At 67.8% G+C, this 24,472-nt stretch carries 34 protein-coding genes; all 34 read right to left on the reverse strand.

The window, feature by feature from the left end; translation table 11 throughout:
* Nucleotides 1-14: 14 nt before the first annotated feature.
* The 34 genes from rpsK to FHR37_RS17955 all read right to left on the reverse strand — a co-directional run bounded on the left by rpsK (nt 15) and on the right by FHR37_RS17955 (nt 24,443).
* The gene (gene rpsK / locus FHR37_RS17790; protein ID WP_092884124.1) at nt 15-422 is read right to left on the reverse strand and encodes a 30S ribosomal protein S11; all 408 of its coding nucleotides are present in this window, start codon (nt 420-422) and stop codon (nt 15-17) included.
* Nucleotides 423-503: 81 nt separating this feature from the next.
* The gene (rpsM, locus tag FHR37_RS17795; protein WP_092884125.1) at nt 504-884 is read right to left on the reverse strand and encodes a 30S ribosomal protein S13; all 381 of its coding nucleotides are present in this window, start codon (nt 882-884) and stop codon (nt 504-506) included.
* 207 nt (nt 885-1,091) lie between these two features.
* Nucleotides 1,092-1,205 (reverse strand): 50S ribosomal protein L36, encoded by a 114-nt coding sequence (gene rpmJ / locus FHR37_RS17800; RefSeq protein WP_020575560.1) that lies wholly within the window; start codon nt 1,203-1,205, stop codon nt 1,092-1,094.
* A 102-nt stretch (nt 1,206-1,307) separates the two neighbouring features.
* The gene (gene infA, locus FHR37_RS17805; protein WP_092653844.1) at nt 1,308-1,529 is read right to left on the reverse strand and encodes a translation initiation factor IF-1; all 222 of its coding nucleotides are present in this window, start codon (nt 1,527-1,529) and stop codon (nt 1,308-1,310) included.
* 328 nt (nt 1,530-1,857) lie between these two features.
* Nucleotides 1,858-2,298: a DUF1707 SHOCT-like domain-containing protein gene (locus FHR37_RS17810; protein WP_237768864.1), complete on the reverse strand. Its 441-nt coding sequence runs from the start codon at nt 2,296-2,298 to the stop codon at nt 1,858-1,860.
* A 153-nt stretch (nt 2,299-2,451) separates the two neighbouring features.
* Entirely contained in the window at nt 2,452-3,285 is an 834-nt protein-coding gene (map, locus tag FHR37_RS17815) for a type I methionyl aminopeptidase (RefSeq protein WP_092884127.1), read from the reverse strand.
* A 20-nt stretch (nt 3,286-3,305) separates the two neighbouring features.
* Nucleotides 3,306-3,872, reverse strand: a complete 567-nt coding sequence (locus FHR37_RS17820) for an adenylate kinase (protein WP_092884128.1) — start codon at nt 3,870-3,872, stop codon at nt 3,306-3,308.
* Entirely contained in the window at nt 3,869-5,167 is a 1,299-nt protein-coding gene (gene secY, locus FHR37_RS17825; RefSeq protein WP_092884561.1) for a preprotein translocase subunit SecY, read from the reverse strand. Before secY ends, FHR37_RS17820 begins: the two co-directional genes overlap by 4 nt.
* A 206-nt stretch (nt 5,168-5,373) precedes the next feature.
* Nucleotides 5,374-5,862, reverse strand: coding sequence for a 50S ribosomal protein L15 (rplO, locus tag FHR37_RS17830; protein ID WP_092884129.1), 489 nt, complete (start codon nt 5,860-5,862; stop codon nt 5,374-5,376).
* 2 nt (nt 5,863-5,864) lie between these two features.
* Entirely contained in the window at nt 5,865-6,047 is a 183-nt protein-coding gene (gene rpmD, locus FHR37_RS17835; protein WP_092884130.1) for a 50S ribosomal protein L30, read from the reverse strand.
* Nucleotides 6,047-6,649 carry a 30S ribosomal protein S5 gene (gene rpsE / locus FHR37_RS17840; RefSeq protein WP_092884131.1) on the reverse strand — a complete coding sequence of 201 codons (603 nt, stop codon included), beginning with the start codon at nt 6,647-6,649 and terminating at the stop codon, nt 6,047-6,049. The genes rpmD and rpsE overlap by 1 nt, the downstream gene beginning before the upstream one ends.
* A gap of 27 nt (nt 6,650-6,676) precedes the next feature.
* Nucleotides 6,677-7,060 (reverse strand): 50S ribosomal protein L18, encoded by a 384-nt coding sequence (gene rplR / locus FHR37_RS17845; RefSeq protein WP_092884132.1) that lies wholly within the window; start codon nt 7,058-7,060, stop codon nt 6,677-6,679.
* A gap of 3 nt (nt 7,061-7,063) precedes the next feature.
* Entirely contained in the window at nt 7,064-7,603 is a 540-nt protein-coding gene (gene rplF / locus FHR37_RS17850; protein ID WP_092884133.1) for a 50S ribosomal protein L6, read from the reverse strand.
* A gap of 28 nt (nt 7,604-7,631) precedes the next feature.
* Nucleotides 7,632-8,039 carry a 30S ribosomal protein S8 gene (gene rpsH / locus FHR37_RS17855; protein ID WP_092884134.1) on the reverse strand — a complete coding sequence of 136 codons (408 nt, stop codon included), beginning with the start codon at nt 8,037-8,039 and terminating at the stop codon, nt 7,632-7,634.
* 81 nt (nt 8,040-8,120) lie between these two features.
* Entirely contained in the window at nt 8,121-8,306 is a 186-nt protein-coding gene (locus FHR37_RS17860; protein WP_092884135.1) for a type Z 30S ribosomal protein S14, read from the reverse strand.
* A gap of 1 nt (nt 8,307) precedes the next feature.
* Nucleotides 8,308-8,877 carry a 50S ribosomal protein L5 gene (gene rplE, locus FHR37_RS17865; RefSeq protein WP_092884136.1) on the reverse strand — a complete coding sequence of 190 codons (570 nt, stop codon included), beginning with the start codon at nt 8,875-8,877 and terminating at the stop codon, nt 8,308-8,310.
* On the reverse strand, nt 8,877-9,251 hold the full coding sequence (rplX, locus tag FHR37_RS17870; RefSeq protein WP_092884137.1) for a 50S ribosomal protein L24: 375 nt from the start codon (nt 9,249-9,251) through the stop codon (nt 8,877-8,879). Before rplX ends, rplE begins: the two co-directional genes overlap by 1 nt.
* Nucleotides 9,252-9,254: 3 nt before the next feature.
* Nucleotides 9,255-9,623 carry a 50S ribosomal protein L14 gene (gene rplN / locus FHR37_RS17875; protein WP_092653819.1) on the reverse strand — a complete coding sequence of 123 codons (369 nt, stop codon included), beginning with the start codon at nt 9,621-9,623 and terminating at the stop codon, nt 9,255-9,257.
* 112 nt (nt 9,624-9,735) lie between these two features.
* A complete protein-coding gene (rpsQ, locus tag FHR37_RS17880) occupies nt 9,736-10,053 on the reverse strand; it encodes a 30S ribosomal protein S17 (RefSeq protein ID WP_202884540.1) in 318 nt (105 codons plus the stop codon).
* Nucleotides 10,050-10,298, reverse strand: coding sequence for a 50S ribosomal protein L29 (gene rpmC / locus FHR37_RS17885; RefSeq protein WP_092884138.1), 249 nt, complete (start codon nt 10,296-10,298; stop codon nt 10,050-10,052). The genes rpsQ and rpmC overlap by 4 nt, the downstream gene beginning before the upstream one ends.
* The gene (rplP, locus tag FHR37_RS17890; protein ID WP_092884139.1) at nt 10,298-10,717 is read right to left on the reverse strand and encodes a 50S ribosomal protein L16; all 420 of its coding nucleotides are present in this window, start codon (nt 10,715-10,717) and stop codon (nt 10,298-10,300) included. Before rplP ends, rpmC begins: the two co-directional genes overlap by 1 nt.
* A gap of 2 nt (nt 10,718-10,719) precedes the next feature.
* Nucleotides 10,720-11,583: a 30S ribosomal protein S3 gene (gene rpsC / locus FHR37_RS17895; RefSeq protein ID WP_092884140.1), complete on the reverse strand. Its 864-nt coding sequence runs from the start codon at nt 11,581-11,583 to the stop codon at nt 10,720-10,722.
* Entirely contained in the window at nt 11,583-11,999 is a 417-nt protein-coding gene (gene rplV, locus FHR37_RS17900; RefSeq protein WP_456237022.1) for a 50S ribosomal protein L22, read from the reverse strand. Before rplV ends, rpsC begins: the two co-directional genes overlap by 1 nt.
* A complete protein-coding gene (rpsS, locus tag FHR37_RS17905; RefSeq protein ID WP_092653811.1) occupies nt 11,996-12,277 on the reverse strand; it encodes a 30S ribosomal protein S19 in 282 nt (93 codons plus the stop codon). Before rpsS ends, rplV begins: the two co-directional genes overlap by 4 nt.
* Nucleotides 12,278-12,292: 15 nt before the next feature.
* Nucleotides 12,293-13,123 carry a 50S ribosomal protein L2 gene (rplB, locus tag FHR37_RS17910; protein WP_092884141.1) on the reverse strand — a complete coding sequence of 277 codons (831 nt, stop codon included), beginning with the start codon at nt 13,121-13,123 and terminating at the stop codon, nt 12,293-12,295.
* Between the two features lie 15 nt (nt 13,124-13,138).
* Nucleotides 13,139-13,444, reverse strand: coding sequence for a 50S ribosomal protein L23 (rplW, locus tag FHR37_RS17915; RefSeq protein WP_092884142.1), 306 nt, complete (start codon nt 13,442-13,444; stop codon nt 13,139-13,141).
* The gene (gene rplD / locus FHR37_RS17920; RefSeq protein WP_092884143.1) at nt 13,441-14,106 is read right to left on the reverse strand and encodes a 50S ribosomal protein L4; all 666 of its coding nucleotides are present in this window, start codon (nt 14,104-14,106) and stop codon (nt 13,441-13,443) included. The genes rplW and rplD overlap by 4 nt, the downstream gene beginning before the upstream one ends.
* Nucleotides 14,103-14,783, reverse strand: a complete 681-nt coding sequence (gene rplC, locus FHR37_RS17925) for a 50S ribosomal protein L3 (protein ID WP_092884144.1) — start codon at nt 14,781-14,783, stop codon at nt 14,103-14,105. Before rplC ends, rplD begins: the two co-directional genes overlap by 4 nt.
* An 11-nt stretch (nt 14,784-14,794) precedes the next feature.
* Nucleotides 14,795-15,103 carry a 30S ribosomal protein S10 gene (gene rpsJ, locus FHR37_RS17930; protein ID WP_020575534.1) on the reverse strand — a complete coding sequence of 103 codons (309 nt, stop codon included), beginning with the start codon at nt 15,101-15,103 and terminating at the stop codon, nt 14,795-14,797.
* Nucleotides 15,104-15,591: 488 nt separating this feature from the next.
* Nucleotides 15,592-16,788, reverse strand: coding sequence for an elongation factor Tu (gene tuf / locus FHR37_RS17935; protein ID WP_092884145.1), 1,197 nt, complete (start codon nt 16,786-16,788; stop codon nt 15,592-15,594).
* Nucleotides 16,789-16,867: 79 nt separating this feature from the next.
* On the reverse strand, nt 16,868-18,973 hold the full coding sequence (gene fusA, locus FHR37_RS17940) for an elongation factor G (RefSeq protein ID WP_092884146.1): 2,106 nt from the start codon (nt 18,971-18,973) through the stop codon (nt 16,868-16,870).
* Between the two features lie 96 nt (nt 18,974-19,069).
* Nucleotides 19,070-19,540: a 30S ribosomal protein S7 gene (gene rpsG, locus FHR37_RS17945; RefSeq protein WP_092884147.1), complete on the reverse strand. Its 471-nt coding sequence runs from the start codon at nt 19,538-19,540 to the stop codon at nt 19,070-19,072.
* Nucleotides 19,540-19,914, reverse strand: coding sequence for a 30S ribosomal protein S12 (gene rpsL / locus FHR37_RS17950; RefSeq protein ID WP_092653795.1), 375 nt, complete (start codon nt 19,912-19,914; stop codon nt 19,540-19,542). The genes rpsG and rpsL overlap by 1 nt, the downstream gene beginning before the upstream one ends.
* A gap of 650 nt (nt 19,915-20,564) precedes the next feature.
* Nucleotides 20,565-24,443, reverse strand: coding sequence for a DNA-directed RNA polymerase subunit beta' (locus FHR37_RS17955; protein ID WP_092884148.1), 3,879 nt, complete (start codon nt 24,441-24,443; stop codon nt 20,565-20,567).
* Nucleotides 24,444-24,472 lie beyond the last annotated feature (29 nt).

Below are 24,472 nucleotides of genomic sequence, written 5' to 3' on the forward strand. Positions count from 1 at the left end.
ACGCGCAGACCGGATCAGACGCGACGCCGCTTCGGCGGCCGGCATCCGTTGTGAGGCACGGGGGTGACGTCCTGGATGGTGCCCACCTCGAGGCCGGTGGCCGTGAGGGAGCGGATCGCGGTCTCGCGGCCGGAACCCGGTCCGCGGACGTAGACGTCGACCTTCTTCATGCCGTGTTCCATCGCCCGGCGGGCGGCCGCCTCGGCGGCCATCTGCGCGGCGAACGGCGTCGACTTGCGCGAGCCCTTGAAGCCCACGGTGCCGGCGCTGGCCCAGGCGATCACCGAACCGTTGGGGTCGGTGACGGTCACGATCGTGTTGTTGAACGTGCTCTTCACGTGCGCGTGCCCGAAGGCGATGTTCTTCTTTTCCTTGCGGCGCACCTTCTTGGCGGCGCCGGCGGTCCTGCTCTTGGGAGGCATGAGCTCGGCAAACTCCTGAAGTCGAGGCGGGAACGACGTCCCGGTTTCGGTTGACGATGCGGGCTGGGTGGGGCCGGCGGACTACTTCCGGCCGACCTTCTTCTTCCCGGCGACGGTCTTCTTGGGGCCCTTACGGGTGCGCGCGTTGGTACGCGTGCGCTGACCGTGTACGGGGAGACCGCGGCGGTGCCGCACGCCCTCGTAACAACCGATCTCGATCTTGCGCCGGATGTCGGCGGAGACCTCACGACGGAGGTCACCCTCGGTCCGGTAGTTCGCCTCGATCCAGTCGCGGAGCTTCACGAGCTCCTCGTCGCCCAGCTGGTGGACGCGGAGGTCGGGGTTGACCCCGGTACCGTCCAGCGTCGCCAGGGCGCGGGTGCGACCGATGCCGAAGATGTAGGTGAGTGCGACCTCGATGCGCTTGTCGCGCGGGAGGTCGACACCGACGAGTCGTGCCATGTGGGGCAGGTTCCTTTCGGTTTGCGGAGGTCTGCTCACGTGCCGCGTCCCGGTCTGCCCTGGACCGCCGAGCCGTTCCGACTCGGGCGTTCCGACCGGGCCCCGGCCTCCGCCGGGGGTGACACCGGTGCGGATGCACCGATGAGCGGTCACGCTTGGGTTGGGTGAGGTGACCCGCACCCGCTGGCGAACCGCGCCAGGCTCAGCTCAGCCCTGGCGCTGCTTGTGCCGCGGGTTCTCGCAGATCACCATGACCCGGCCGTGCCGCCGGATCACTTTGCACTTGTCACAGATCTTCTTGACGCTGGGCTGGACCTTCATGACTTCTTCTCCGGACGGGAGCGCTGCTCCCATCAGTCCACTCGGCGGGCTGGCCCCGCGTACGGGAATGTCGGCTCCACGGGGGCGGCACCCCCGCTGTTGCTAGCGGTAGCGGTAGACGATCCGTCCACGAGTCAGGTCGTAGGGTGAGAGCTCCACCACCACGCGGTCCTCGGGGAGGATCCGGATGTAGTGCTGCCGCATCTTGCCGCTGATGTGCGCGAGGACCTTGTGGCCGTTCTGGAGCTCCACGCGAAACATCGCGTTGGGGAGCGCCTCGACAACCGTGCCCTCGATCTCGATGACACCTTCCTTTTTCGGCATGTCCTCCGCACTTCGCCTGGCTTGTGTGAACGTCGCGGGCGTATGTCCTGGTCAGCGTATGTCCTGGTCACTGCCCACCCGCGTCTGTGCCCGCCCACGCACAATCGACCAGCCGCAGGGCAGGGAGAGACCGACGTCAGAGTTTACGTCACGGGTGGGCAGGATGCGAAACCGGCATCGAACCGACGCCCGGGCGAGCCGTGCCGTCCTCCGAAATCCCCCCGAACCGGGTCGATTCGACCACGACGGCTGGGCTCGACGTCTGGACTGGGCGACTGGGCTGGGTGACCGGACGCAGGACGCGGCGGCCGCGCAAGATCCCGGCCGGTCAGTCCCGGGAGTACCGCCGGCCCACCGTGATCGCGGCCAGGACGGCGCCCCACGGGCCGGCCACCCAGGCCGGCCAGAAGTAGGTCCATCCGCTGGTGACCGTCACCAGCATCCAGACCACCAGGTTGACGCTGACCGCCGCGGCCCAGACGGTCCACATGGCCGCCATGGTCTTGTCCCGGCGGGCTGGGCGGGCGGGGTGGTCGGCCGTCGGCCCCGACCGGTCCGGCACGACCGCCTGGGTCCGCGGCGTGCGGGTCACCGGGAGGTCGCGTACGAGTGGCTCGAGCTCGCCGTAGGTCTGCGCGGAGTAGAGCGCGTCCAGGCGGTCCTGGAACTCCCCGAGGGACAGCCGTCCCTCCGCGTGCGCGTCGCGCAGTCGGGAGGCGATCTTCTCCCGGTCGCCGTCGGAGGCGCGCATGTCCGGTCCATATGGCACGAGGACAGTCTGCCCGCCCACACCCGGGACCGCATCCGGGATGACCCCCCAGAGGGAAGGGAGTACTCCCCCGGGACGACGTGGGGTTTGCCCTACCCGACGCACCAGCGTTCCTACCCGGTCCGCTGGTACGGCGTACCCAGGAGTCTGCTCCTACCCGACGGGCTGGTGGCCGTGCCCGCCGACGGAAATTCCGAGCTCGGCGAACTTCGCCGCTCCCCCGTCCAGCGCGGTGAGCACCCACGGGCCGCTCTCGGTCAACGCCACCGTGTGCTCCACGTGCGCCGCCGTGCCGCCGTCGCGGGTGACCACGGTCCAGTCGTCGTCGAGGACGTCGGTGTCCTGGGAGCCCAGGGTGATCATCGGCTCCACCGCGATCGTCAGCCCCGGCTGCAGCCGCGGGCCCTTGCCGGGCTTGCCGAGGTTGGGGACGTTGGGCGGCATGTGCATCTGGGTGCCGATGCCGTGCCCGACGTAGTCCTCGACGATGCCGTAGTCGCCGTTGCCGCGTACGTGGGTCTCCACCGCGGCGGAGACGTCGCTGAGCCGTCCCCCGGAGCGCACCGCGGCGAGTCCCCGCCACAGTGCCTCCTCGCAGATCCGGGCGAGCTCGAGCAGTCGCGGCTCCACCTCCCCCACCGGGACGGTGATCGCCGCGTCGCCGTGCCAGCCCTCCACGATCGCGCCGCAGTCGATGGAGATGAGGTCGCCCTCACGCAGGGTCCGGCCGCCGGGGATCCCGTGCACCACCTCGTCGTTGACCGAGGTGCAGATCGAGGCCGGGTAGCCGTGATAGCCGAGGAAGGACGGAACCGCTCCGGCCGCCCGGATCCGCTCCTCGGCCAGCGCGTCGAGGTCTGCGGTGGTGACGCCCGGCGCCACCGCCGCGCGCAGCGCCTCCAGGGTCTGCCCGACCACCAGGCCCGCCGCCCGCATGAGCGAGATCTCGGCCGGCTTCTTCAGGTGCAGCCTGCGGTCTGAGAACACGGTGCCTCCTGTCGCCCCGCTTACTTGGCGAGCGCGGACAGCACCCGTTCGGTCACCTCGTTGACCTCGCCCATGCCGTTCACCGGCACCAGGAACCCACGGCCGGCGTACACGTCGAGCAGCGGCTCCGTCTGCTCGGAGTAGACCTCCAGCCGGCGCCGGATGACGTCCTCGGTGTCGTCGCTGCGGCCGCTCTCCTGGGCGCGGTTGAGCACCCGCTTGACCAGCTCGTCGGGGTCGACGGTGAGCACCAGCACGCGCTCCAGCGACACCCCCTCGTCGGCGAGGATGTCGTCGAGCGTGCCCACCTGGGCGAGGGTGCGCGGGTAGCCGTCGAGCAGGAAGCCGTTCTCGGTGTCCCGCTCGTCCAGCCGGGCCCGCACCATGCCGTTGATGATCTCGTCGGGGACGAGCTCGCCCGCGTCGAGGTAGCGGGCCGCCTCCCGGCCGAGGAGCGTGCGGTCCTCCACGTTCTGCCGAAGGATGTCGCCGGTCGAGATGGCCGGAATGTGCAGTCGTTCGGCGATCTTCTTCGCCTGGGTGCCCTTGCCCGCTCCGGGTGGACCCATGATGAGCAGGCGCGTCAACGCAGGAACCCTTCGTAGTGCCGCTGCTGGAGCTGGCTCTCGATCTGCTTCACCGTGTCGAGACCCACCCCGACCACGATCAGGATGGACGTGCCGCCGAACGGGAAGTTCTGGTTGGCCCCGATGAGCGCGAACGCGATCAGCGGGATCAGCGCGAGCACACCGAGGTAGAGCGAACCCGGTGCGGTGATGCGCGAGAGCACGTACTGCAGGTAGTCCTCGGTGGGCTTGCCGGCACGGATGCCAGGGATGAAGCCGCCGTGCTTCTTCATGTTGTCCGCGACCTCGGTCGGGTTGAACGTGATGCCCACGTAGAAGTACGTGAACGCCACGATCAGCAGGAAGAAGCCGAGCATGTAGGCCGGGTGGTCACCCCGGGAGATGTTGGTGGTGATCCACTGCGCCCATGGCGCGTTGGGGTTGAACTGCGCGGCGAGCACCGGCACGTACAGCAGGCTGGACGCGAAGATCACCGGGATGACGCCGGCCTGGTTGACCTTGAGCGGGATGTACGTCGAACTGCCGCCGTAGGCGCGCCGGCCGAGCATCCGCTTGGCGTACTGCACCGGAATCCGGCGCTGGGCCTGCTCGACATAGATGACCGCACCCATGATGACCAGGCCGATCGCGATCACCGCGAGGAAGGTGACCCAGCCCTTCTGCTGGCGGATCCCCCACAGCGCGGTCGGGAAGCCCGCCGCGATCGACACGAAGATCAGCACCGACATCCCGTTGCCGACGCCACGGTCGGTGATCAGCTCGCCGAACCACATGATCACGCCGGTGCCGGCGGTCATGGTCAGCACCATCGTCACCAGGGTGAGGATGCTGTCGTTCGGGATGATCGTCTCGTTGCAGCCCTGGAACATCCGGCCCGACCGCGCCAGCGCCACGATGGTGGTCGACTGCAGGATGGCCAGGCCGATGGTGAGATAACGGGTGTACTGCGTGATCTTCTGCGTACCGGAGTGCCCCTCCTTCTTGAGGGTCTCCAGGCGTGGGATGACGACCGTGAGCAGCTGGATGATGATGCTCGCCGTGATGTACGGCATGATCGTGAGCGCGAAGACCGACAGCTGCAGCAGCGCGCCGCCGGAGAAGAGGTTGAGCATCCCGTAGATGTTGTTGCCGCCACCCGACAGCGCGGGATTCAGGCAACGGCGTACGGCCGCGGCGTCCACCCCTGGTGTGGGTAGCACCGAACCGACCCGGAACAACGCGACGATGAAGAGCGTGAACAGCAGCTTCTTGCGCAGGTCCGGCGTCTTGAACGCGTTGACGAACGCGGTGAGCACCCAGTCCTCCTGCGTACCGCCTGACGGCGGATCCTCGTGATCGGTGGACACCACTGGGAACCGACGCGACGCCGCCCCGGAGCCCTGACGTTCCCTCGGACAATACAGCCCGCTCGGGCCGGCGACGCCGCACGGGGCGCCCTGGCGGGGTTCCTTGGAACCTTACCGCCAGCGGCGCCCCACTTTGTCGCGTGTGTGACGAACTTCTACAGCTCGGTGACCGTTCCGCCCGCGGCGGTGATCTTGTCACGGGCGCTCTGGGAGAACCTGTGGGCGGTCACCTCGAACGCCGCCGACGCCTCGCCGGTGCCGAGCACCTTGACGGGGCGGTCCGGCCGAACCGCGCCATGGGCGACCAGCGCCTCGACGGTGACGTTGCCGCCGTCGGGGTAGAGCGCGCTGATCTTGTCCAGGTTGACCACTTGGTACTCGGTGCGGAAGGGGTTCGTGAAGCCCTTCAGCTTCGGCATCCGCATGTGCAGCGGCATCTGGCCGCCCTCGAACGTCGCGGGAACGCTGCCACGTGCCTTGCGGCCCTTGGTGCCGCGCCCGGCGGTCTTGCCCTTGCTGCCCTCACCGCGTCCCACGCGGGTACGGGCGGTCTTGGCACCCGGCGCGGGCCGCAGGTGGTGGACGCGCAGCGGCGTGCCGCCCGTCTCCCGCTCGGCCGTGGTGTTCTTGGCCTGGTTAGCCATCGTCAGTCGACCTCCTCGACCGCGACCAGGTGGGAAACGGTCGCGATCATGCCCCGGATCTCGGGACGATCCTCCTTGACCACCACGTCGTTCAGGCGCTTGAGCCCGAGCGACCGGAGGGTGTCCCGCTGGTTCTGCTTGCGGCCGATCTTCGATCGGACCTGGCGGACCTTGAGCTGCGCCATCACGCGCTCACCTCCGCCCGGGCCCGCAGCAACGCGGCCGGAGCGACGTCCTCGACCGGCAGCCCGCGGCGCGCCGCGACCTGCTCCGGCGACTCGAGCATCCGCAGCGCCTCCGCCGTCGCGTGGACGATGTTGATCGCGTTGGAGGACCCGAGGGACTTGGACAGAATGTCGTGGATGCCCGCGCACTCCAGCACGGCCCGCACCGGTCCGCCGGCGATCACACCGGTACCGGGCGAAGCCGGACGAAGGAGGACGACACCGGCCGCCTTCTCGCCCTGCACGGGGTGCGGGATGGTGCCCTGGATACGGGGGACTTTGAAGAAGTGCTTCTTGGCCTCCTCGACGCCCTTGGCGATCGCGGAGGGCACTTCCTTCGCCTTGCCGTAGCCAACGCCCACGGTGCCGTCACCGTCGCCCACGATGACCAGCGCGGTGAAGCTGAAGCGCCGGCCACCCTTCACGACCTTGGCGACACGGTTGATCGAGACGACCCGCTCGATGTACGCGGTCTTCTCCGCCGCCGAACCGCCCCGACGTTCGTCCCGGCGGTCCCGGCGGTCACCAGTGCCGCTACCGCGGCGCTGCTGGGGTCCAGCCATGGTTACCTCTCTTCTCCTGGTCGAACGTCAGAACTCGAGCCCGGCTTCGCGGGCTCCGTCCGCGAGCGCGGCGACGCGCCCCTGATACCGGTTGCCGGCGCGGTCGAACACCACCGCTGACACGCCGGCGCCCTTGGCACGGTCGGCGACCAGCGCGCCGACCCGACGGGCCCGCGCTGTCTTGTCGCCGTCCGAGGCACGCAGGTCGGCTTCCAGAGTGGAGGCCGAGGCCAGCGTGCGGCCCACGGTGTCATCCACGATCTGCGCCACCACGTGGCGAGCGGATCGGGTGACGACCAGGCGGGGACGCTCGGGCGTGCCGAAGATCTTCTTCCGCACCCGCAGCTGGCGGCGCAGTCGCGCGCGCGTCTTGGCGTTGGCGGTCCTGTGGCTGCTGAGACTGGCGGCCATCGCCTACTTACCCGCCTTTCCGACCTTGCGTCGAATCTGCTCGCCGGCGTAACGAATGCCCTTGCCCTTGTACGGCTCCGGCTTGCGCAGCTTGCGGATGTTGGCGGCGACCTCACCGACCTGCTGCTTGTTGATCCCGGAGACCGAGAACTTCGTGGCCGACTCCACCGCGAAGGAAATCCCTTCGGGGGCGTCGAACGTGATCGAGTGGCTGTAACCGAGCGAGAGCTCCAGCTGGGTCGGGCCCTTGGGCACGACGCGGTAGCCGACGCCGACGATCTCCAGCTTGCGCTCGTAGCCCTGCGTCACACCCACGATCATGTTCGAGACCAGGGTGCGGCTGAGCCCGTGGAGTTCCTTGTTCTTGCGCTCGTCGTTCGGGCGCCTGACCTCGAGCTGCCCGTCGTCCTGGACGACCGTGATGGGCACCGAGACGGTGTGCGCCAGGGTTCCCTTGGGCCCCTTCACAGTGACCGTCTGGCCATCGATCGCCACGTCGACGCCCGAAGGCACGGGGATGGGGAGCTTGCCGATGCGGGACATGCGGTGTCCTTCCTCCTTCCCGTTCCCGTTACCACACGTAGGCGACGACTTCGCCGCCTACGCGACGCTGGGTGGCCTGCCGGTCTGTCAGCAGCCCCTGCGACGTCGAAATGATCGCGATGCCGAGTCCGCCGAGAACCTTCGGCAGGCCGGTCGACTTCGCGTAGACCCGCAGGCCCGGCTTGGAGATCCGCCGGATACCCGCGATGGAACGTTCCCGGCTGGGGCCGAAACGCAGCTTCAGCACGAGGGTCTTGCCCACCTCACCGGCCTCCGGCTCCTCGACCCGCCAGCCGGCGATGTAACCCTCCTGCTGGAGGATCTCGGCGATGCCCGCCTTGAGCTTGCTGTAGGGCATCGAAGTGGTGTCGTGATACGCCCGGTTGGCGTTGCGCAGACGAGTCAACATGTCTGCGATCGGGTCGGTCATGCTCATAGGTCTGGCCACTTTCTCACCACGGTTTCCGGGGCTCCGGACCTGAGGTGACTAGTTGGGAAGGCGATGCCTGCGGTCGGCTTACCAGCTGCTCTTGGTCACACCGGGCAGCTCGCCGCGGTGTCCCATCTCGCGCACGCAGATCCGGCAGAGACCGAACTTGCGGAAGACCGCACGCGGCCGGCCGCACCGCTGGCAACGGGTGTAGGCGCGCACGCCGAACTTCGGCTTGGCCTTCGCCTTGTTGATCAGGGCTGTCTTAGCCACGTCAGGACTCCTTGAACGGGAAACCGAGGTGCCGGAGGAGAGCGCGCCCCTCCTGGTCGTTCGATGCGGTCGTCACCACGGTGATGTCCATTCCGCGCGACCGGTCGATCTGGTCGGGGTCGATCTCGTGGAACATCACCTGCTCGGTGAGGCCGAACGTGTAGTTGCCGCGGCCGTCGAACTGCCTGGGCGACAGACCCCGGAAGTCACGGATGCGGGGCAGGGCCAGCGAGAGCAGCCGGTCCAGGAACTCCCACATCCGGTCCCCGCGCAGCGTCACGTGCGTGCCGATCGGCATGCCCTCGCGCAGCTTGAACTGCGCGATCGACTTGCGGGCCTTGGTGACCGCCGGCTTCTGGCCGGTGATCGCCGTCAGGTCGCGCACCGCACCGTCGATCAGCTTGGAGTCGCGCGCGGCGTCACCGACACCCATGTTGACGATGACCTTGGTCACCGTCGGGACCTGCATGGGGTTGGCGAAGCCGAACTCCTTGCGCAGGTCGGCGGCAATCTCGCTCCGGTAGCGCACCTTGAGGCGAGGCTGTGCGCGCTCCTCGGTCGCTGCGGTCATCAGATCTCCTCGCCGGTCTTCCGAGCGATACGCACGCTGCGGAAAGCCTTGTACGTCGAACCGTCGGCGCGGGTCTTCTCCACCTCACGCCGGTCGTAGCCCACCCGAGTCGGCACCTTCTTGCCGTCGACCTCGACCAGCAGGGTGACGTTCGAGACCGGAATGGAGGCCTCCTGCGTCACGATCCCGCCGGTCGTGCCCTGACGACCGCCGCCCTGGACCACCTTGGTGTGCCGCTTCACGCGGTTGGCGCCCTCGACGAAGACCCTGCCCTTGGCCGGGTCCACGTCGATCACCTTGCCCTCGACCCCACGGTCGCGGCCGACGGTGACCCGCACGAGGTCGCCCTTCTTGATGTGCAGCGAATTCGCCATGGTCTAGAGCACCTCCGGAGCGAGCGAGATGATCCGCATGTAGCGCTTCTCGCGAAGTTCACGCCCGACCGGCCCGAAGATGCGGGTCCCGCGGGGCTCGCCGTCGTTCCTCAGCAGAACCGCGGCGTTCTCGTCGAAGCGGATGTAGGACCCGTCCGGGCGCCGGCGCTCCTTCACGGTGCGCACGACGACGGCCTTGACGACCTCGCCCTTCTTGACGTTGCCACCGGGAATGGCGTCCTTCACAGTGGCGACGATGACGTCGCCGATCCCGGCGTACCGCCGACCGGAGCCGCCGAGGACGCGGATGCACAAGATTTCCTTGGCTCCCGTGTTGTCGGCGACCTTTAGTCGCGACTCCTGCTGAATCACCACAGTCTCCCTGTCGGACGACCCAACCGGCACCGCCGGCTGTCCAACTTCTTCGTCGACCGGCGTGGCCGATCGGCTCTGGTCTTCGCGGGCATGATGCCGCTAGAAACTCTTACTTGGCCTTCTCGAGGATCTCGACGATCCGCCAGCGCTTCGTCGCCGACAGCGGCCTGGTCTCCATCAGGAGCACCCGGTCGCCGACGCCGCACGCGTTCGCCTCGTCGTGGGCCTTGAGCCGGTTGGTCCGGCGCATGACCTTGCCGTACAGGGCGTGCTTCACGCGGTCCTCGACCTCGACCACAACGGTCTTGTCCATCTTGTCGCTGACGACCAGGCCCTCACGGGTCTTGCGGAAGCCACGCTTCTGCTCGGTCGTCGTAGCACCCGTCTGCGCGGCGGACACCGATCCCACCTCTTCGTTCGTGCTCATGCGGCTCCCTCCGCCGTCGAATCGGACTCGACCGCGGAGGTGATGCCGAGCTCGCGCTCCCGCATCACCGTGTAGATCCGCGCGATCTCCCGCCGCACGGTACGCAGCCGGCCATGGCTTTCCAGCTGGCCGGTCGCACCCTGGAAGCGGAGATTGAACAACTCTTCCTTCGCCTCGCGAAGCTTGTCCGCCAACTCGTCCGCGCCGAGGTTGCGCAGCTCAGTGGCCTTCGATGTCGTGGCCATCAGCCTTCACCTGCCTCACGCTTCACGATGCGGCACTTCATGGGCAGCTTGTGAATCGCCCGCTGCAGTGCCTCACGAGCGACCTGCTCGTTGGGGTAAGCCAGCTCGAACATCACCCGGCCCGGCTTGATGTTGGCGATCCACCACTCCGGCGAACCCTTACCGGAACCCATCCGGGTCTCGGCAGGCTTCTTGGTCAGCGGGCGGTCGGGGAAGATGTTGATCCACACCTTGCCACCACGCTTGATGTGCCGGGTCATGGCGATACGAGCCGCCTCGATCTGCCGGTTGGTGACGAAGTGGCTCTCCAGGGCCTGGATGCCGTACTCACCGAACGCCACCGACGTGCCGCCCTTGGCCATGCCGCGCCGGTTCGGGGTGTGCTGCTTGCGGTGCTTGACCTTCCGCGGGATCAGCATCGTCAGCCCTCCTGTCCGGTACTTGTCGTGCCGGAGGCCGCACCCGCGGACTCGGGGGCGCTCGCCTCGGTGCTCGCCGCGGCGGGCTGCTGCTGCCGCCCGCTGTCGCGACGATCACGCCGCTCGCCACCGGCGCCACCGGCGCCACCACGCCGGCCGCCACGCGGCGGACGCTCGCCGCCGGGACGACGCTGGGCCGCGTTACGGGCCTCCATCTGCTTCTGCTCGCGCTCGGCCCGGGACACCGGGACCTCGCCCTTGTAGATCCAGACCTTCACGCCGATCCGGCCGAACGTCGTACGGGCCTCGTAGAAGCCGTAGTCGATGTCGGCGCGCAGCGTGTGCAGCGGAACCCGGCCCTCGCGGTAGAACTCCGACCGCGACATCTCGGCTCCGCCGAGGCGACCCGAGCACTGGACCTTGATTCCCAGCGCGCCCGCCTTGTTGGCGCTCTGCAGCGCCTTGCGCATGGCCCGCCGGAATGCGACCCGGCTGGCCAGCTGCTCGGCGACGCCCTGGGCGACCAGCTGCGCGTCGACCTCGGGGTTCTTCACCTCGAGGACGTTCATCTGCACCTGCTTGCCGGTGAGCTTCTCCAGCTCGCCGCGGATGCGGTCGGCCTCGACACCACGCCGGCCGATCACGATGCCCGGACGCGCGGTGTAGATATCGACGCGAACCCGGTCACGGGTGCGCTCGATCTCGACCTTGGAGATGCCGGCCCGGTCCATGCCCTTGGTGAGCAGGCGCCGGATCGCCACGTCCTCGGCGACGTAGGACTTGTACAGCTTGTCGGCGTACCACCGGCTCTTGTGGTCTGTGGTGACCCCGAGGCGGTACCCGTGCGGGTTTACCTTCTGTCCCACTAGCGGGTCCTCCTGTTCCTCTGCTGGCCGGCGGCCGGCTGCTCGTCTGTCGGCTCCACGACCACGGTGATGTGACAGGTCCGCTTTTCCAGCGGTCCGGGCCTTCCCTGAGCGCGGGCACGCCAGCGCTTCATCGTCGGGCCCTCGTCGACGTACGCCCGAACGACCCGCAGAGTGCCGCGGTTCAGCTGCAGGTTGTGCTCGGCGTTCGCCATCGCACTCTCCAGCACCTTCAGCACCGGCTCGCTGGCCGCCTGCGGCGCGAAGCGCAGCAGGTTGACCGCGTCCTCGGCACGGTGGCCGCGGATGAGGTCCACGACGCGGCGGGCCTTCCTCGGCGTGATGCGGACGAATCGCGCGACGGCCCTGGCCTCCACGGCCGCTTCCATGGCGTCACTCCTGACTGTGGCGGTCACCGGCGCCGGCTCCTTCGGTCGTCCTTCTCGTGACCGCGGAACGTCCGCGTCGGGGCGAACTCGCCGAGCTTGTGCCCGACCATCGCCTCGGTCACGAAGACCGGCACGTGCTTACGTCCGTCGTGAACGGCGATCGTGTGACCCAGCATCGCCGGCACGATCATCGAGCGGCGCGACCAGGTCTTGATGACCTGCTTGCTCCCCTTGTCGTTCTGGGCGTCCACCTTCTTGATCAGGTGGTCGTCGACGAAGGGGCCCTTCTTGAGGCTGCGTGGCATCGTTCAGGCTCCCTCTTACCGCTTGCCGCTCTTGCGGCGACGGACGATCAGACGGTCACTTGGCTTGTTGCGGCGGGTGCGACCCTCGGGCTTGCCCCACGGCGACACCGGGTGCCGGCCACCGGAGGTCTTGCCCTCGCCACCACCGAGCGGGTGGTCGACGGGGTTCATCACGACACCGCGCACCGACGGCCGCTTGCCCTTCCAGCGGTTACGGCCGGCCTTGCCGAGCGAGATGTTGCTCTGCTCGGCGTTGCCGACCTCGCCGACGGTGGCGCGGCAGCGCACGTCCACCATCCGGATCTCACCGGAGGGCATCCGAAGCGACGCCATCGCACCTTCGCGGGCCACCAGCTGGACGCTGGCACCTGCGGAGCGACCGATCTTGGCTCCCCCGCCGGGCCGCAGCTCGATCGCGTGCACCGTGGTGCCGACCGGGATGTTGCGCAGCGGCAGGTTGTTGCCGGGCTTGATGTCGGCGCCCACCCCACTCTCGACCCGCTGCCCCTGCTGGAGCCGGGCCGGAGCCAGGATGTAGCGCTTTTCGCCGTCCACGTAGTGGAGCAGCGCGATCCGGGCGGTGCGGTTGGGGTCGTACTCGATCTCCGCGACCTTGGCCGGCACGCCGTCCTTGTCGTAGCGCCGGAAGTCGATCAGGCGGTAGGCGCGCTTGTGTCCGCCGCCCTGGTGCCTGGTCGTGATCCGGCCGGTGTTGTTGCGGCCGCCCTTCTTAGGAAGGGGGCGCAGCAGCGACTTCTCGGGCGTCGTGCGCGTGATCTCCGCGAAGTCCGCGACACTCGCGCCACGACGACCGGGTGTCGTCGGCTTGTACTTACGGATAGCCATTCGTCAGTCCTCGCCTTACGAAACCGGTCCGCCGAAGATGTCGATCCGCTGGCCGTCGGCCACGGTGACAATCGCTCGCTTGGTGCTCGCCCGCTGACCCCAGCCGTAGCGGGTACGGCGGCGCTTGCCTTGCCGGTTGAGCGTGTTGACCTCGGTCACCTTCACGTCGAACACCTTCTCGACCGCGATCTTGATCTGGGTCTTGTTGGCGCCCGGGCTCACCAGGAAGGTGTACTTGTTCTGGTCGAGGAGGCCGTAGCTCTTCTCACTGATCACCGGCGCGACAAGCACGTCGCGGTGGTCCTTGTGCAGGTTGCTCACGAGTCCTCCCCTGCGTCAGTCGTGGTGTCCCCTGCGTTCGCACCGGTGAAGGTGGCGTACGCCTCGCTGGTGAAGACCACCTCGTCCGACGTGAGCACGTCGTAGGTGTTGAGCTGGTCCGGCACGATCAGGTGCACGCTCGGCGCGTTGCGCAGGCTGTGCCAGGTGAGCGCGTCCTCGCGGTCGACCACGACCAGGAGCTGCGCCCCGCCGGCGATCTTCGCCAGCGCCGCCACCGCCGCCTTCGTGGACGGAACGTCGCCCTCGAGCAGCGAGCTCACCACGTGCACACGGCCATGACGCGCCCGGTCGGACAGGGCACCGCGCAGGGCGGCGACCTTCATCTTCTTGGGCGTGCGCTGGTCGTACGACCGCGGCTGCGGCCCGTGGACCACACCGCCGCCGGCGAACTGCGGCGCCCGCCGCGAGCCCTGCCGGGCCCGGCCGGTGCCCTTCTGGCGGTACGGCTTCGCGCCACCACCGGACACCTGCGCGCGGGTCTTCGCGGCGTGCGTACCCTGACGGGCCGCCGCCTGCTGGGCCACCACGACCTGGTGGATCAGGGGCACGTTGACCTGGACGTCGAAAATCTCCGCCGGCAGGTCGACCGAACCGGTCGTGCCGCCGGTGTGGTCGACGACATCGATGCTCGTCGCCGTCACTTGGCCGCTCCCTTCGCCGCGTTGCGGATGAGCACCAGACCACCGCGGGCGCCGGGGACGGCGCCCTTGAGGAGCACCAGACCCTTCTCGGCATCCACCGCGTGGACGGTGACGTTCTGGGTGGTCACCCGGACGCCGCCCATCCGGCCGGCCATCCGGACGCCCTTGAAGACGCGACCGGGAGTCGCGCAGGCGCCGATCGAGCCCGGGGAGCGGTGCTTGCGCTCCACACCGTGACTCGCCTTCAGCCCGTGGAAGCCGTGCCGCTTCATGACGCCCGCGAAACCCTTCCCCTTGCTGGTCGCCGTCACGTCGACGTCCTCGCCCGCCTCGAACACCTCGGCCGTGATCTCCTGGCCGGTGTCGAAGGAGGCCGCGTTCGCCGTACGGAGCTCGACCGTGTATCGGCGCGGTGTCACACCGGCCTTGGAGAAGTGGCCCTGCTCGGGCTTGTTGACCTTGCGGGGGTCGATCGCGCCGTACGCGATCTGGACCGCCGCGTAGCCGTCCCGGTCCGGTGTGCGCACCTGGGTGACCACACACGGGCCGGCCTTGACCACGGTCACCGGCACGAGGCGGTTCTGGTCGTCCCAGACCTGCGTCATGCCGATCTTCTCGCCCAACAGGCCGCGTACCTCACGGGCCGCGCCTTGGCTCACAATGTTCACGCTGCTCATAGGTGCGTCCCTCAGAGCTTGATCTCGATGTCGACGCCGGCCGGAAGGTCGAGTCGCATCAGCGAGTCGACCGTCTTCGGCGTTGGGTCGATGATGTCGATGAGCCGCTTGTGCGTCCGCATCTCGAAGTGCTCGCGACTGTCCTTGTGCTTGTGCGGCGAGCGGATGACGCAGAAGACGTTCTTCTCGGTGGGCAGCGGCACCGGGCCGGCGATCTTGGCGCCAGTCCTGGTCACCGTGTCGACGATCTTGCGCGCCGATGTGTCGATGACCTGGTGGTCGTAGGCCTTGAGCCTGATGCGGATCTTCTGTCCCGCCATGGCTGGTTCGCGTCCTTCTCTCGTACGCCGGGAGCCGTTCGCCCCCGAGATGCCTTTCCGGCTTCGCTCCGGTTGGCCGCGGCCCGATGCTGCGCCGCCAGGCTCCCGGGTGGAGCCCTACGGCCCGCGCCGACTGCCGGTCCTCCGACCCCCGCGGTCGGGTGTGTCGCACACCCTGCCCGCATGAATCCCATAAAGGCGACCCACTTTGGGGAATCTCGAAGGCCCGGACCTGCCGAGCGCGAACATTGCCCTGCGACTTCCACGTCACCTCGGTCGGGCTGCGACCAAGGTGCCAGGCACCCTCTAGGGGCGAGACCTCCGTGTCGGCTGTGTCCGAGGAGAGAACTCCCAGCAGAACACGCCACGGCGGCCAGCCGTAGGCAACTGCAGCAGTATGCCAGAGTCCCCGTTTGTTGACCAAATCGGGGCCTCACAGCAAGCGGGGTGGGCCGCTGGGGAGCGGTCCACCCCGCTTACTGGTGGTGCTACTTGATGATCTTGGTGACCTGACCCGCACCGACGGTGCGGCCACCCTCACGGATGGCGAAGCGCAGCTGCTCCTCCATCGCGATGGGCTGGATCAGCTCGACGCGCATCTCGGTGTTGTCGCCCGGCATGACCATCTCGGTCCCTTCCGGAAGGTGGACGACACCAGTGACGTCCGTGGTCCGGAAGTAGAACTGCGGGCGGTAGTTGTTGAAGAAGGGCTTGTGACGGCCACCCTCCTCCTTGGAGAGCACGTAGACCTGGGCCTCGAAATCCGTGTGCGGAGTCGTGGTCCCCGGCTTGGTGATGACCATGCCGCGCTCGACGTCCTCGCGCTTGATGCCGCGCAGGAGCAGGCCGACGTTCTCGCCGGCTCGCGCCTCATCGAGGATCTTGCGGAACATCTCGACCGCGGTCACCGTCGACTTGGGGGCGGTACCCGGACGGATACCGACGAGTGCGACCTCCTCGTTGACCTTGAGGACACCGCGCTCCACCCGGCCGGTGACGACCGTGCCGCGACCGGTGATGGTGAAGACGTCCTCCACCGGCATCAGGAACGGCCGGTCGATCTCACGCTCGGGCTCGGGCACCGACTCGTCGACGGCCGCCATGAGCTCCATGATCTTGTCGGCCCACTCCGGGTCGCCCTCGAGCGCCTTCAGCGCCGAGACCCGCACCACGGGAGCGTCGTCGCCGGGGAACTCCTGCGACGAGAGGAGCTCACGAACCTCGAGCTCGACGAGCTCCAGGATCTCCTCGTCCTCCACCATGTCAGCCTTGTTCAGGGCGACCACGATGTAGGGAACACCGACCTGACGGGCGAGCAGCACGTGCTCACGCGTCTGCGGCATCGGGCCGTCGGTCGCCGCGACCACGAGGATCGCGCCGTCCATCTGCGCCGCACCGGTGATCATGTTCTTGATGTAGTCGGCGTGACCAGGGCAGTCGACGTGAGCGTAGTGCCGCTTCTCCGTCTGGTACTCGACGTGGGCAATCGTGATCGTGATGCCACGCTGCTTCTCTTCCGGCGCCTTGTCGATCTGGTCGAAGGCGTAGAAGGGATTGACGTCCGGCATCTTCTCGTGCAGCACCTTGGTGATCGCCGCGGTGAGAGTCGTCTTGCCGTGGTCGATGTGCCCAATGGTGCCGATGTTGACGTGCGGCTTAGTGCGCTCGAACTTCGCCTTCGCCACTTCGGGCTCCTCCTGGTTTCTTGCTATCTACGCCGTTCGGACTAGGCGCGGAACTATACGGACTGATGGCGTGGGCGGGTTATTCGCCCCGTACCTTCTTCACAATCTCTTCCGCCACGGTCCTGGGAACCTCGGCGTAGGAGTGGAACTCCATGTGGGGCACGGCGCGACCCTGGGTCTTGCTTCGCAGGTCGCCAACGTACCCGAAGGTCTCCGACAGCGGAACAAGCGCCGTGATGACCCGGTTGCCGTTGAACTCGTCCATCTTCTGGACGTGCCCACGACGGCTGTTGATGTCACCGATCACTTCACCGAGATAGTCGTCCGGTGTGGTGACCTCGACCTTGAAGATCGGCTCGAGCAAGGTGGGCTTGGCGCGCCGCGCCGCCTCCTTGAACGCCATCGAGCCGGCGATCTTGAAGGCCAGTTCGGAGGAGTCGACGTCGTGGTAGGCGCCGTCCTGCAGGGTGACCTTGATGTCGACCATGGGGTAGCCGGCGAGTACGCCGAACTCCATGGCCTCCTGGATGCCCTCGTCGACCGCGGGGATGTACTCCCGCGGGATCCGGCCACCGCTGACCGCGTTGACGAACTCGTACCCGCCGTCGCCTTCGCCGCCGGTGGGCTCCAGGTCGATGATGACGCGGCCGAACTGACCCGAGCCACCCGTCTGCTTCTTGTGGGTGTACTCGACCTTCTCGACCTTGTTGCGGACCGTCTCGCGGTAGGCCACCTGCGGCTTGCCGACGTTGGCCTCGACGCGGAACTCCCGCTTCATCCGGTCGACCAGGATGTCCAGGTGCAGCTCGCCCATGCCGGAGATGATCGTCTGACCGGTCTCCTGGTCGGTGCGCACCTGGAATGTCGGGTCCTCCTCGGCCAGCCGCTGGATGGCGCCTGACAGCTTCTCCTGGTCGCTCTTGGTCTTCGGCTCGATCGCGACCGAGATCACCGGAGCCGGGAAATTCATCGATTCCAGGATGACCGGAGCTTCCGGGCCACAGAGCGTCTCACCGGTGGTGGTCTGCTTCAGGCCCATCACCGCGACGATCTGCCCGGCCGACGCCTTCTCGATCTCCTCACGCTTGTTGGCGTGCATGCGGTAGATCTTGCCGATCCGCTCCTTGCGGTCCTTGGTGCTGTTCAGCACCTGGGTGCCGGCGGTGAGCGTGCCGGAGTAGATGCGCAGGTAGGTGAGCTTGCCCAGGTGCGGGTCGCTCATGATCTTGAACGCCAGCGCGGCCAGCGGGCCGTCCTCGTCGGGCTCGCGCTCGATGATCTCGGCCTCGTCGCGGAGCGAGTGCCCCTGGACGGCGCCGACGTCGAGCGGCGACGGGAGGTAGTCGATCACGGCGTCGAGCAGGGGCTGCACGCCCTTGTTCTTGAACGCCGTACCGCACAGCACCGGGGTGATCTTGTCGGCGATGGTCGCCCGGCGGATCGCCGCCTTGAGCTGCGGGACCGAGGGCTCCTCGCCCTCGAGGTACAGCTCCATGATCTCGTCGTCGGCCTCGGCGACGGTCTCGATCAGGCGGTCGCGCCAGGTGGCTGCAGCCTCCTGGTGGGACGCCGGGATCTCCTCGATCGCGTAGTCCTCGCCCTTCTGCGTCTCGCCGCGCCAGGTGAGGGCGCGCTGCTCCACGAGGTCGATGACCCCGATGAAGTCGGCCTCCGCACCCAGCGGGAGCTGCAGCACGGCGGGGACGGCGTTCAGCCGGTTGACGATCATGTCGACGCAGCGGTGGAACTCCGCGCCCACACGGTCCAGCTTGTTGACGAAGCACATCCGCGGGACCTTGTACCGGTCCGCCTGCCGCCACACGGTCTCAGACTGTGGCTCGACGCCGGCAACACCGTCGAACACCGCGACCGCACCGTCCAGCACCCGGAGGTTGCGCTCCACCTCGACGGTGAAGTCGACGTGTCCCGGGGTGTCGATGATCGTGATCGTGTTGTCTTTCCAGTGACAGGTCGTCGCGGCGGACGTGATCGTGATGCCGCGTTCCTGCTCCTGCTCCATCCAGTCCATGACGGCAGCGCCCTCGTGGACTTCACCGATCTTGTACGTGATGCCGGTGTAGAACAGGATCCGTTCGGTGGTGGTGGTCTTGCCCGCGTCGATGTGGGCCATGATTCCGATGTTGCGGACCTTGGCCAGATCAACGGTGCGAAGGTTGGTCGCCATCAGGCAGTCGGTTCTCTCGGGTCTCGGTAGTTCAGTCGGCAGATGGGAGCAGGTGCGGCCGGTGTCGGCGCGTCCTGCCCGTAGCAGGCGCCTGGTCTACCAGCGGTAGTGCGCGAACGCCTTGTTGGACTCCGCCATCTTGTGGGTGTCCTCACGACGCTTGACCGCCGCGCCGAGCCCGTTGGAGGCGTCCAGAATCTCGTTCATCAGGCGCTCGGACATGGCCTTCTCGCGCCGGGACTGGGAATAGCTCACCAGCCAGCGCAGGGCCAGCGTCGTCGAGCGGCCGGGGCGGACCTCGATCGGCACCTGGTAGGTCGCGCCACCAACGCGGCGGCTCTTGACCTCGAGCGCCGGCTTCACGTTGTCGAGCGCACGTTTGAGAGTGATCACCGGGTCGGTGCCGGTCTTCTCGCGGCAGCCCTCGAGCGCGGTGTAGACGATGCGCTGCGCGAGCTGCTTCTTGCCGCTCCGGAGAATCTTGCTGATCAGCTGACTCACCAGCGGCGACGCGTAGACCGGGTCGACGATCGGCTGGCGCTTCGGAGCCGGACCCTTGCGCGGCATTAGCTCTTCTCCTTCTTGGCGCCGTAAAGGCTGCGGGCCTGCTTGCGACCCTTCACACCCTGGGTGTCGAGAGAGCCGCGAACGATCTTGTAACGGACACCGGGGAGGTCCGCCACCCGGCCACCACGCACGAGCACCATCGAGTGCTCCTGGAGGTTGTGGCCGACGCCGGGGATGTAGGCCGTGACCTCGATCTGGCTGGTCAGCCGCACACGGGCGACCTTGCGCAGAGCGGAGTTGGGCTTACGGGGAGTGGTGGTGTAGACGCGCATGCACACGCCACGCCGCTGGGGCGAACCCTTGAGCGCCGGCGTCTTGTTCTTGGACACCTTGTCCTTGCGGCCCTTGCGGACCAACTGCTGGATCGTGGGCACCGCGTCGTTCCCTCTTCTGCTCGGTGGACTGTCTCTCCGGTGTGACTGTCTTCGCGGCGGCGACGTCTCTTGGGCTCACCGCGCGACCCCCGCGGTCGGGTGTGTCGCCGCGGGGCCCAGTCGCCGAGATCGCCTCGAACGACGGGATCTGAAGACCTCACGCACACCCGTCAAGGGCACACATGAATGCCCAGCTACAGCCAGGCACGAGGTCGAACATTACCCGCATGGCCCTGGAAGGTCAAAACGGATCGTTCCCGGCCCCGTCGCACACCCTACACACCCCGGGAATGTTACGCGTCACGCGCCGCGCCGGGCCGACCGGCCCCTTGCTCCCCCGGGAGACCGGTCCTCCGCTCCCCGGCGGACAGGCCCTCGCTCCCCCGGCGGACCGACTGGAGCGCGGGCCGGGCCCGAACCGGCTGCAACCGGTCGGGGCGGCCTGCCGGACACGTCGCCGGACGCGCGTCGCGGGCGGTCGTCCGGCCCGTCGCCGAGCCCGGACGCCGCCCGCGACGTCACGCTGGATGGTTCTGCTGCTGCGGTCCGGGCGAACCCGGGTCAACCGGGCCGACCCCGCCGGTACCCGGACCGATCCACCCGACCCGGCCGGCAGGGGCCGAGTCGGGTGGATCGGACGGATCGAACCGTCAGCTGGTGTAGCCGCCGAAGTCGAAGTCCTCCAGGCGGACAGCCTCGCCGGAGCCCGCGCCGAACGAGTAGTCGGCGTCGTAGCCCTCGTAGCCCACCATGGAGTACATCGCGGCCTTCGCCTCCTCGGTCGGCTCGACCCGGATGTTGCGGTAACGGTCCATGCCGGTACCAGCCGGGATGAGCTTTCCGATGATGACGTTCTCCTTCAGACCCCGCAGCGAGTCGCTCTTGCCGTTGATCGCGGCCTCCGTGAGGACCTTGGTGGTCTCCTGGAAGGACGCGGCCGACAGCCACGAGTCGGTCGCCAGCGACGCCTTGGTGATGCCCATGAGCACCGGACGACCGGAGGCCGGCGTGCCGCCTTCGGCGACGACGCGACGGTTCTCCTCTTCGAACCGCATCCGCTCGGCCAGCTCGCCGGGAAGGAGGTCGGAGTCGCCCGACTCGATCACGGTGACCCGCCGCAGCATCTGCCGGACGATCGTCTCGATGTGCTTGTCGTGGATTGCCACACCCTGCGAGCGGTAGACCTCCTGGACCTCGTCCACGAGGTGCTGCTGGACGGCGCGCATACCCAGGACGCGGAGCACGTCCTGCGGGTCGGGCGTACCGTGCGTGAGCTGCTGGCCCACCTCGACGTGGGTGCCTTCCTCGACGAGCAGGCGGGACCGCTTGGAGACGGGGTAGGCCGTCTCCTCGCTGCCGTCGTCGGGGATGACCACGATCTTGCGGCTCTTCTCGGAGTCCTCGATCCGGACCCGGCCGGAGGCCTCCGAGATGGGCGCCTTCCCCTTGGGCTGGCGCGCCTCGAACAGCTCGACCACACGCGGCAGACCGTGCGTGATGTCCTCACCCGCGACACCGCCGGTGTGGAAAGTACGCATGGTCAGCTGGGTACCCGGCTCACCGATCGACTGGGCGGCGATGATGCCGACCGCCTCGCCGATGTCGACGAGCTTGCCGCTGGCCAGCGACCTGCCGTAGCAGGCGGCACAGGCGCCGACCCGCGAGTCGCAGGTGAGGACGCTGCGCACCCGCAGCTGCTCGACACCGGCCTGGACCAGCCGCTCGATCACCTGGTCGCCCAGGACGGTACCGGCCGGAGCCGCGACCTGGCCGTCGGCACCGGTCGCCTCCTCGGCCAGCACCCGCGCGTAGACCGAGGTCTCGACGTTCTCCTCCTTGCGGAGGGTCCCGTCGGGCTGGCGGGTGGCGATCTTCTTGATCAGGCCGCGCTCGCTGCCGCAGTCGTCCTCGCGGACGATCACGTCCTGGCTCACGTCGACCAGCCGCCGGGTGAGGTAACCCGAGTCCGCCGTCCGCAGCGCCGTGTCGGCAAGACCCTTGCGGGCGCCGTGCGTGGCGATGAAGAACTCCACCACGGACAGGCCTTCACGGTAGTTGGACTTGATCGGGCGCGGGATGATCTCACCCTTGGGGTTGGCCACCAGGCCACGCATCGCGGCGATCTGGCGTACCTGCATCATGTTTCCGCGGGCACCGGAGTGCACCATCATGTAGATGGGGTTGATCTTGTCGAACCCCTCCTCCATCTCGCGGTGCACCTCGTTGGTGGCCTGCGTCCAGATCTCGATGAGCTCCTGGCGACGCTCGTCGTCGGTGATCAGGCCACGCTCGAACTGCTTCTGGACCCGGGCGTCCTTCTCCTCGTAGCCCGCGAGGATCTCCGGCTTGCGCGCCGGCGTGATGACGTCCCCGATGGAGATCGTCACGCCGGAACGGGTCGCCCAGCGGAACCCGACGTCCTTCAGGCCGTCCAGGCACGCCGCCACGTCGACCTTGGAGTAGCGCTCCGCGAGGTCGTTGACGATCACGCCGAGCTGCTTCTTGCCGACCTCGTAGTCGACGTAGGCGTAGTCGGCGGGCAGCACCTCGTTGAACAGCGCCAGGCCGAGCGTGGTGTCGAGGATGATCGGCTGACCAGGCTCCCAGCCCTCGGGCAGGGTGGCACTGGGCGGCGGAACGATGTCCTTGAGCCGGATCTTGATCCTGCTCTGGATCTGGATCTCGCCCCGCTCGAACGCCATCAGCGCCTCGGCCACCGAACCGAACGCGCGTCCCTCACCGGGCATGTTGTCCCGTGCCATGGTGAGGAAGAAGATGCCGATGATCATGTCCTGCGTCGGCATCGTCACCGGCCGGCCGTCGGCCGGCTTGAGGATGTTGTTGGTCGAGAGCATCAGGATCCGGGCCTCGGCCTGCGCCTCGGCCGACAGCGGCAGGTGCACCGCCATCTGGTCACCGTCGAAGTCGGCGTTGAACGCCGAACACACGAGCGGGTGGATCTGGATGGCCTTGCCCTCGATCAGCTGCGGCTCGAACGCCTGGATGCCGAGCCGGTGCAACGTCGGCGCCCGGTTGAGCAGCACCGGGTGCTCTGCGATGACCTCCTCGAGCACGTCCCACACCACGGGGCGGGCACGCTCGACCATCCGCTTGGCGCTCTTGATGTTCTGGGCGTGGTTGAGATCGACCAGCCGCTTCATCACGAACGGCTTGAAGAGCTCGATCGCCATGCCCTTCGGCAGGCCGCACTGGTGCAGCTTCAGCTGCGGGCCGACCACGATGACCGAACGGCCGGAGTAGTCGACGCGCTTGCCGAGGAGGTTCTGGCGGAACCGGCCCTGCTTGCCCTTGAGCATGTCGGACAGCGACTTCAGCGGACGGTTGCCCGGTCCGGTGACCGGACGGCCGCGGCGGCCGTTGTCGAACAGCGCGTCGACAGCCTCCTGCAGCATCCGCTTCTCGTTGTTGACGATGATCTCGGGCGCGCCGAGGTCGAGCAGCCGCTTGAGGCGGTTGTTCCGGTTGATCACCCGGCGGTAGAGGTCGTTCAGGTCGCTCGTCGCGAAGCGGCCACCGTCGAGCTGCACCATCGGGCGCAGGTCCGGCGGGATGACCGGGACGCAGTCGAGCACCATGCCCAGCGGGTTGTTGTTGGTGGTCAGGAACGCCGAGACGACCTTGAGGCGCTTGAGCGCCCGGGTCTTCTTCTGTCCCTTTCCGCTGCGGATGATCTCCCGCAGGTTGACCGCCTCGGCCTGGAGGTCGAACGACTCCAGACGTTCCTTGATCGCGGCGGCGCCCATGTTGCCGGAGAAGTACTTGCCGAACCGGGACCGCATCTCGCGGTAGAGGATCTCGTCGCCCTCGAGGTCTTGGACCTTGAGGTTCTTGAACCGGGTCCAGACCTCCTCGAGCCGGTCCAGCTCACGCTGGTTCCGGTCGCGGGTCTGCCGGATCTCACGCTCGGCGGACTCCTTGACCTTGCGGCGCGCGTCGGCCTTGGCGCCCTCGGCCTCGAGCTGGGCGAGGTCCTCTTCCAGCTTCTTCATCCGGGTCTCGACGTCGTTGTCGCGGCGCTGCTCGATCTGCTTGCGCTCGACGTCGATCCGCGCCTCCAGCGAGGGCAGGTCGCGGGACCGGGCCTCGTCGTCGACCCGGGTGATCATGTACGCCGCGAAGTAGATGACCTTCTCGAGGTCCTTCGGGGCAAGGTCGAGCAGGTAGCCGAGGCGGCTCGGCACGCCCTTGAAGTACCAGATGTGGGTGACCGGCGCGGCCAGCTCGATGTGGCCCATCCGCTCACGGCGCACCTTGGTGCGGGTGACCTCGACGCCGCAGCGCTCGCAGATGATGCCCTTGAAGCGGACACGCTTGTACTTACCGCAGTAGCACTCCCAGTCGCGGGTCGGCCCGAAGATCTTCTCGCAGAAGAGGCCGTCCTTCTCGGGCTTGAGCGTGCGGTAGTTGATGGTCTCCGGCTTCTTCACCTCTCCGTGTGACCACTGCCGGATGTCGTCGACCGTCGCAAGGCCGATTCGAAGCTCGTCGAAGAAGTTGACGTCGAGCACTGTGTTCTCGAACCCCTTAGTTGTTGAAG

It is taken from the genome of Actinopolymorpha cephalotaxi (assembly GCF_013408535.1).
Taxonomy (GTDB): domain Bacteria; phylum Actinomycetota; class Actinomycetes; order Propionibacteriales; family Actinopolymorphaceae; genus Actinopolymorpha; species Actinopolymorpha cephalotaxi.

Bases quoted from the DNA above. Each gene is read 5' to 3' on its own strand.
- rpsH (WP_092884134.1), bottom strand. From the start codon at position 8,039: ATGAGCATGACCGACCCGATCGCAGACATGTTGACTCGTCTGCGCAAC.
- rpsG (WP_092884147.1), bottom strand. From the start codon at position 19,540: ATGCCGCGCAAGGGTCCGGCTCCGAAGCGCCAGCCGATCGTCGACCCG.
- rplX (WP_092884137.1), bottom strand. From the start codon at position 9,251: ATGGCGAATTCGCTGCACATCAAGAAGGGCGACCTCGTGCGGGTCACC.
- fusA (WP_092884146.1), bottom strand. From the start codon at position 18,973: ATGGCGACCAACCTTCGCACCGTTGATCTGGCCAAGGTCCGCAACATC.
- rpsJ (WP_020575534.1), bottom strand. From the start codon at position 15,103: ATGGCGGGACAGAAGATCCGCATCAGGCTCAAGGCCTACGACCACCAG.
- rplF (WP_092884133.1), bottom strand. From the start codon at position 7,603: ATGTCCCGCATCGGCAAGCTCCCCATCCCCGTGCCTTCGGGCGTCGAC.
- rplB (WP_092884141.1), bottom strand. From the start codon at position 13,123: ATGGCTATCCGTAAGTACAAGCCGACGACACCCGGTCGTCGTGGCGCG.
- rpsE (WP_092884131.1), bottom strand. From the start codon at position 6,649: ATGGCTGGACCCCAGCAGCGCCGCGGTAGCGGCACTGGTGACCGCCGG.
- rpsK (WP_092884124.1), bottom strand. From the start codon at position 422: ATGCCTCCCAAGAGCAGGACCGCCGGCGCCGCCAAGAAGGTGCGCCGC.
- rplE (WP_092884136.1), bottom strand. From the start codon at position 8,877: ATGACCGCAGCGACCGAGGAGCGCGCACAGCCTCGCCTCAAGGTGCGC.
- rplO (WP_092884129.1), bottom strand. From the start codon at position 5,862: ATGGCTAACCAGGCCAAGAACACCACGGCCGAGCGGGAGACGGGCGGC.
- rpsQ (WP_202884540.1), bottom strand. From the start codon at position 10,053: ATGAGCACGAACGAAGAGGTGGGATCGGTGTCCGCCGCGCAGACGGGT.
- infA (WP_092653844.1), bottom strand. From the start codon at position 1,529: ATGCCGAAAAAGGAAGGTGTCATCGAGATCGAGGGCACGGTTGTCGAG.
- rpmD (WP_092884130.1), bottom strand. From the start codon at position 6,047: ATGGCGCAGCTCAAGGTCCGCCAGGTCCGATCGAAGATCGGCCGCAAG.
- rplR (WP_092884132.1), bottom strand. From the start codon at position 7,060: ATGGCCGCCAGTCTCAGCAGCCACAGGACCGCCAACGCCAAGACGCGC.
- rpmJ (WP_020575560.1), bottom strand. From the start codon at position 1,205: ATGAAGGTCCAGCCCAGCGTCAAGAAGATCTGTGACAAGTGCAAAGTG.
- rpmC (WP_092884138.1), bottom strand. From the start codon at position 10,298: ATGGCCACGACATCGAAGGCCACTGAGCTGCGCAACCTCGGCGCGGAC.
- rpsM (WP_092884125.1), bottom strand. From the start codon at position 884: ATGGCACGACTCGTCGGTGTCGACCTCCCGCGCGACAAGCGCATCGAG.
- rpsS (WP_092653811.1), bottom strand. From the start codon at position 12,277: ATGCCACGCAGCCTCAAGAAGGGCCCCTTCGTCGACGACCACCTGATC.
- rplC (WP_092884144.1), bottom strand. From the start codon at position 14,783: ATGAGCAGCGTGAACATTGTGAGCCAAGGCGCGGCCCGTGAGGTACGC.
- rplP (WP_092884139.1), bottom strand. From the start codon at position 10,717: ATGCTGATCCCGCGGAAGGTCAAGCACCGCAAGCAGCACACCCCGAAC.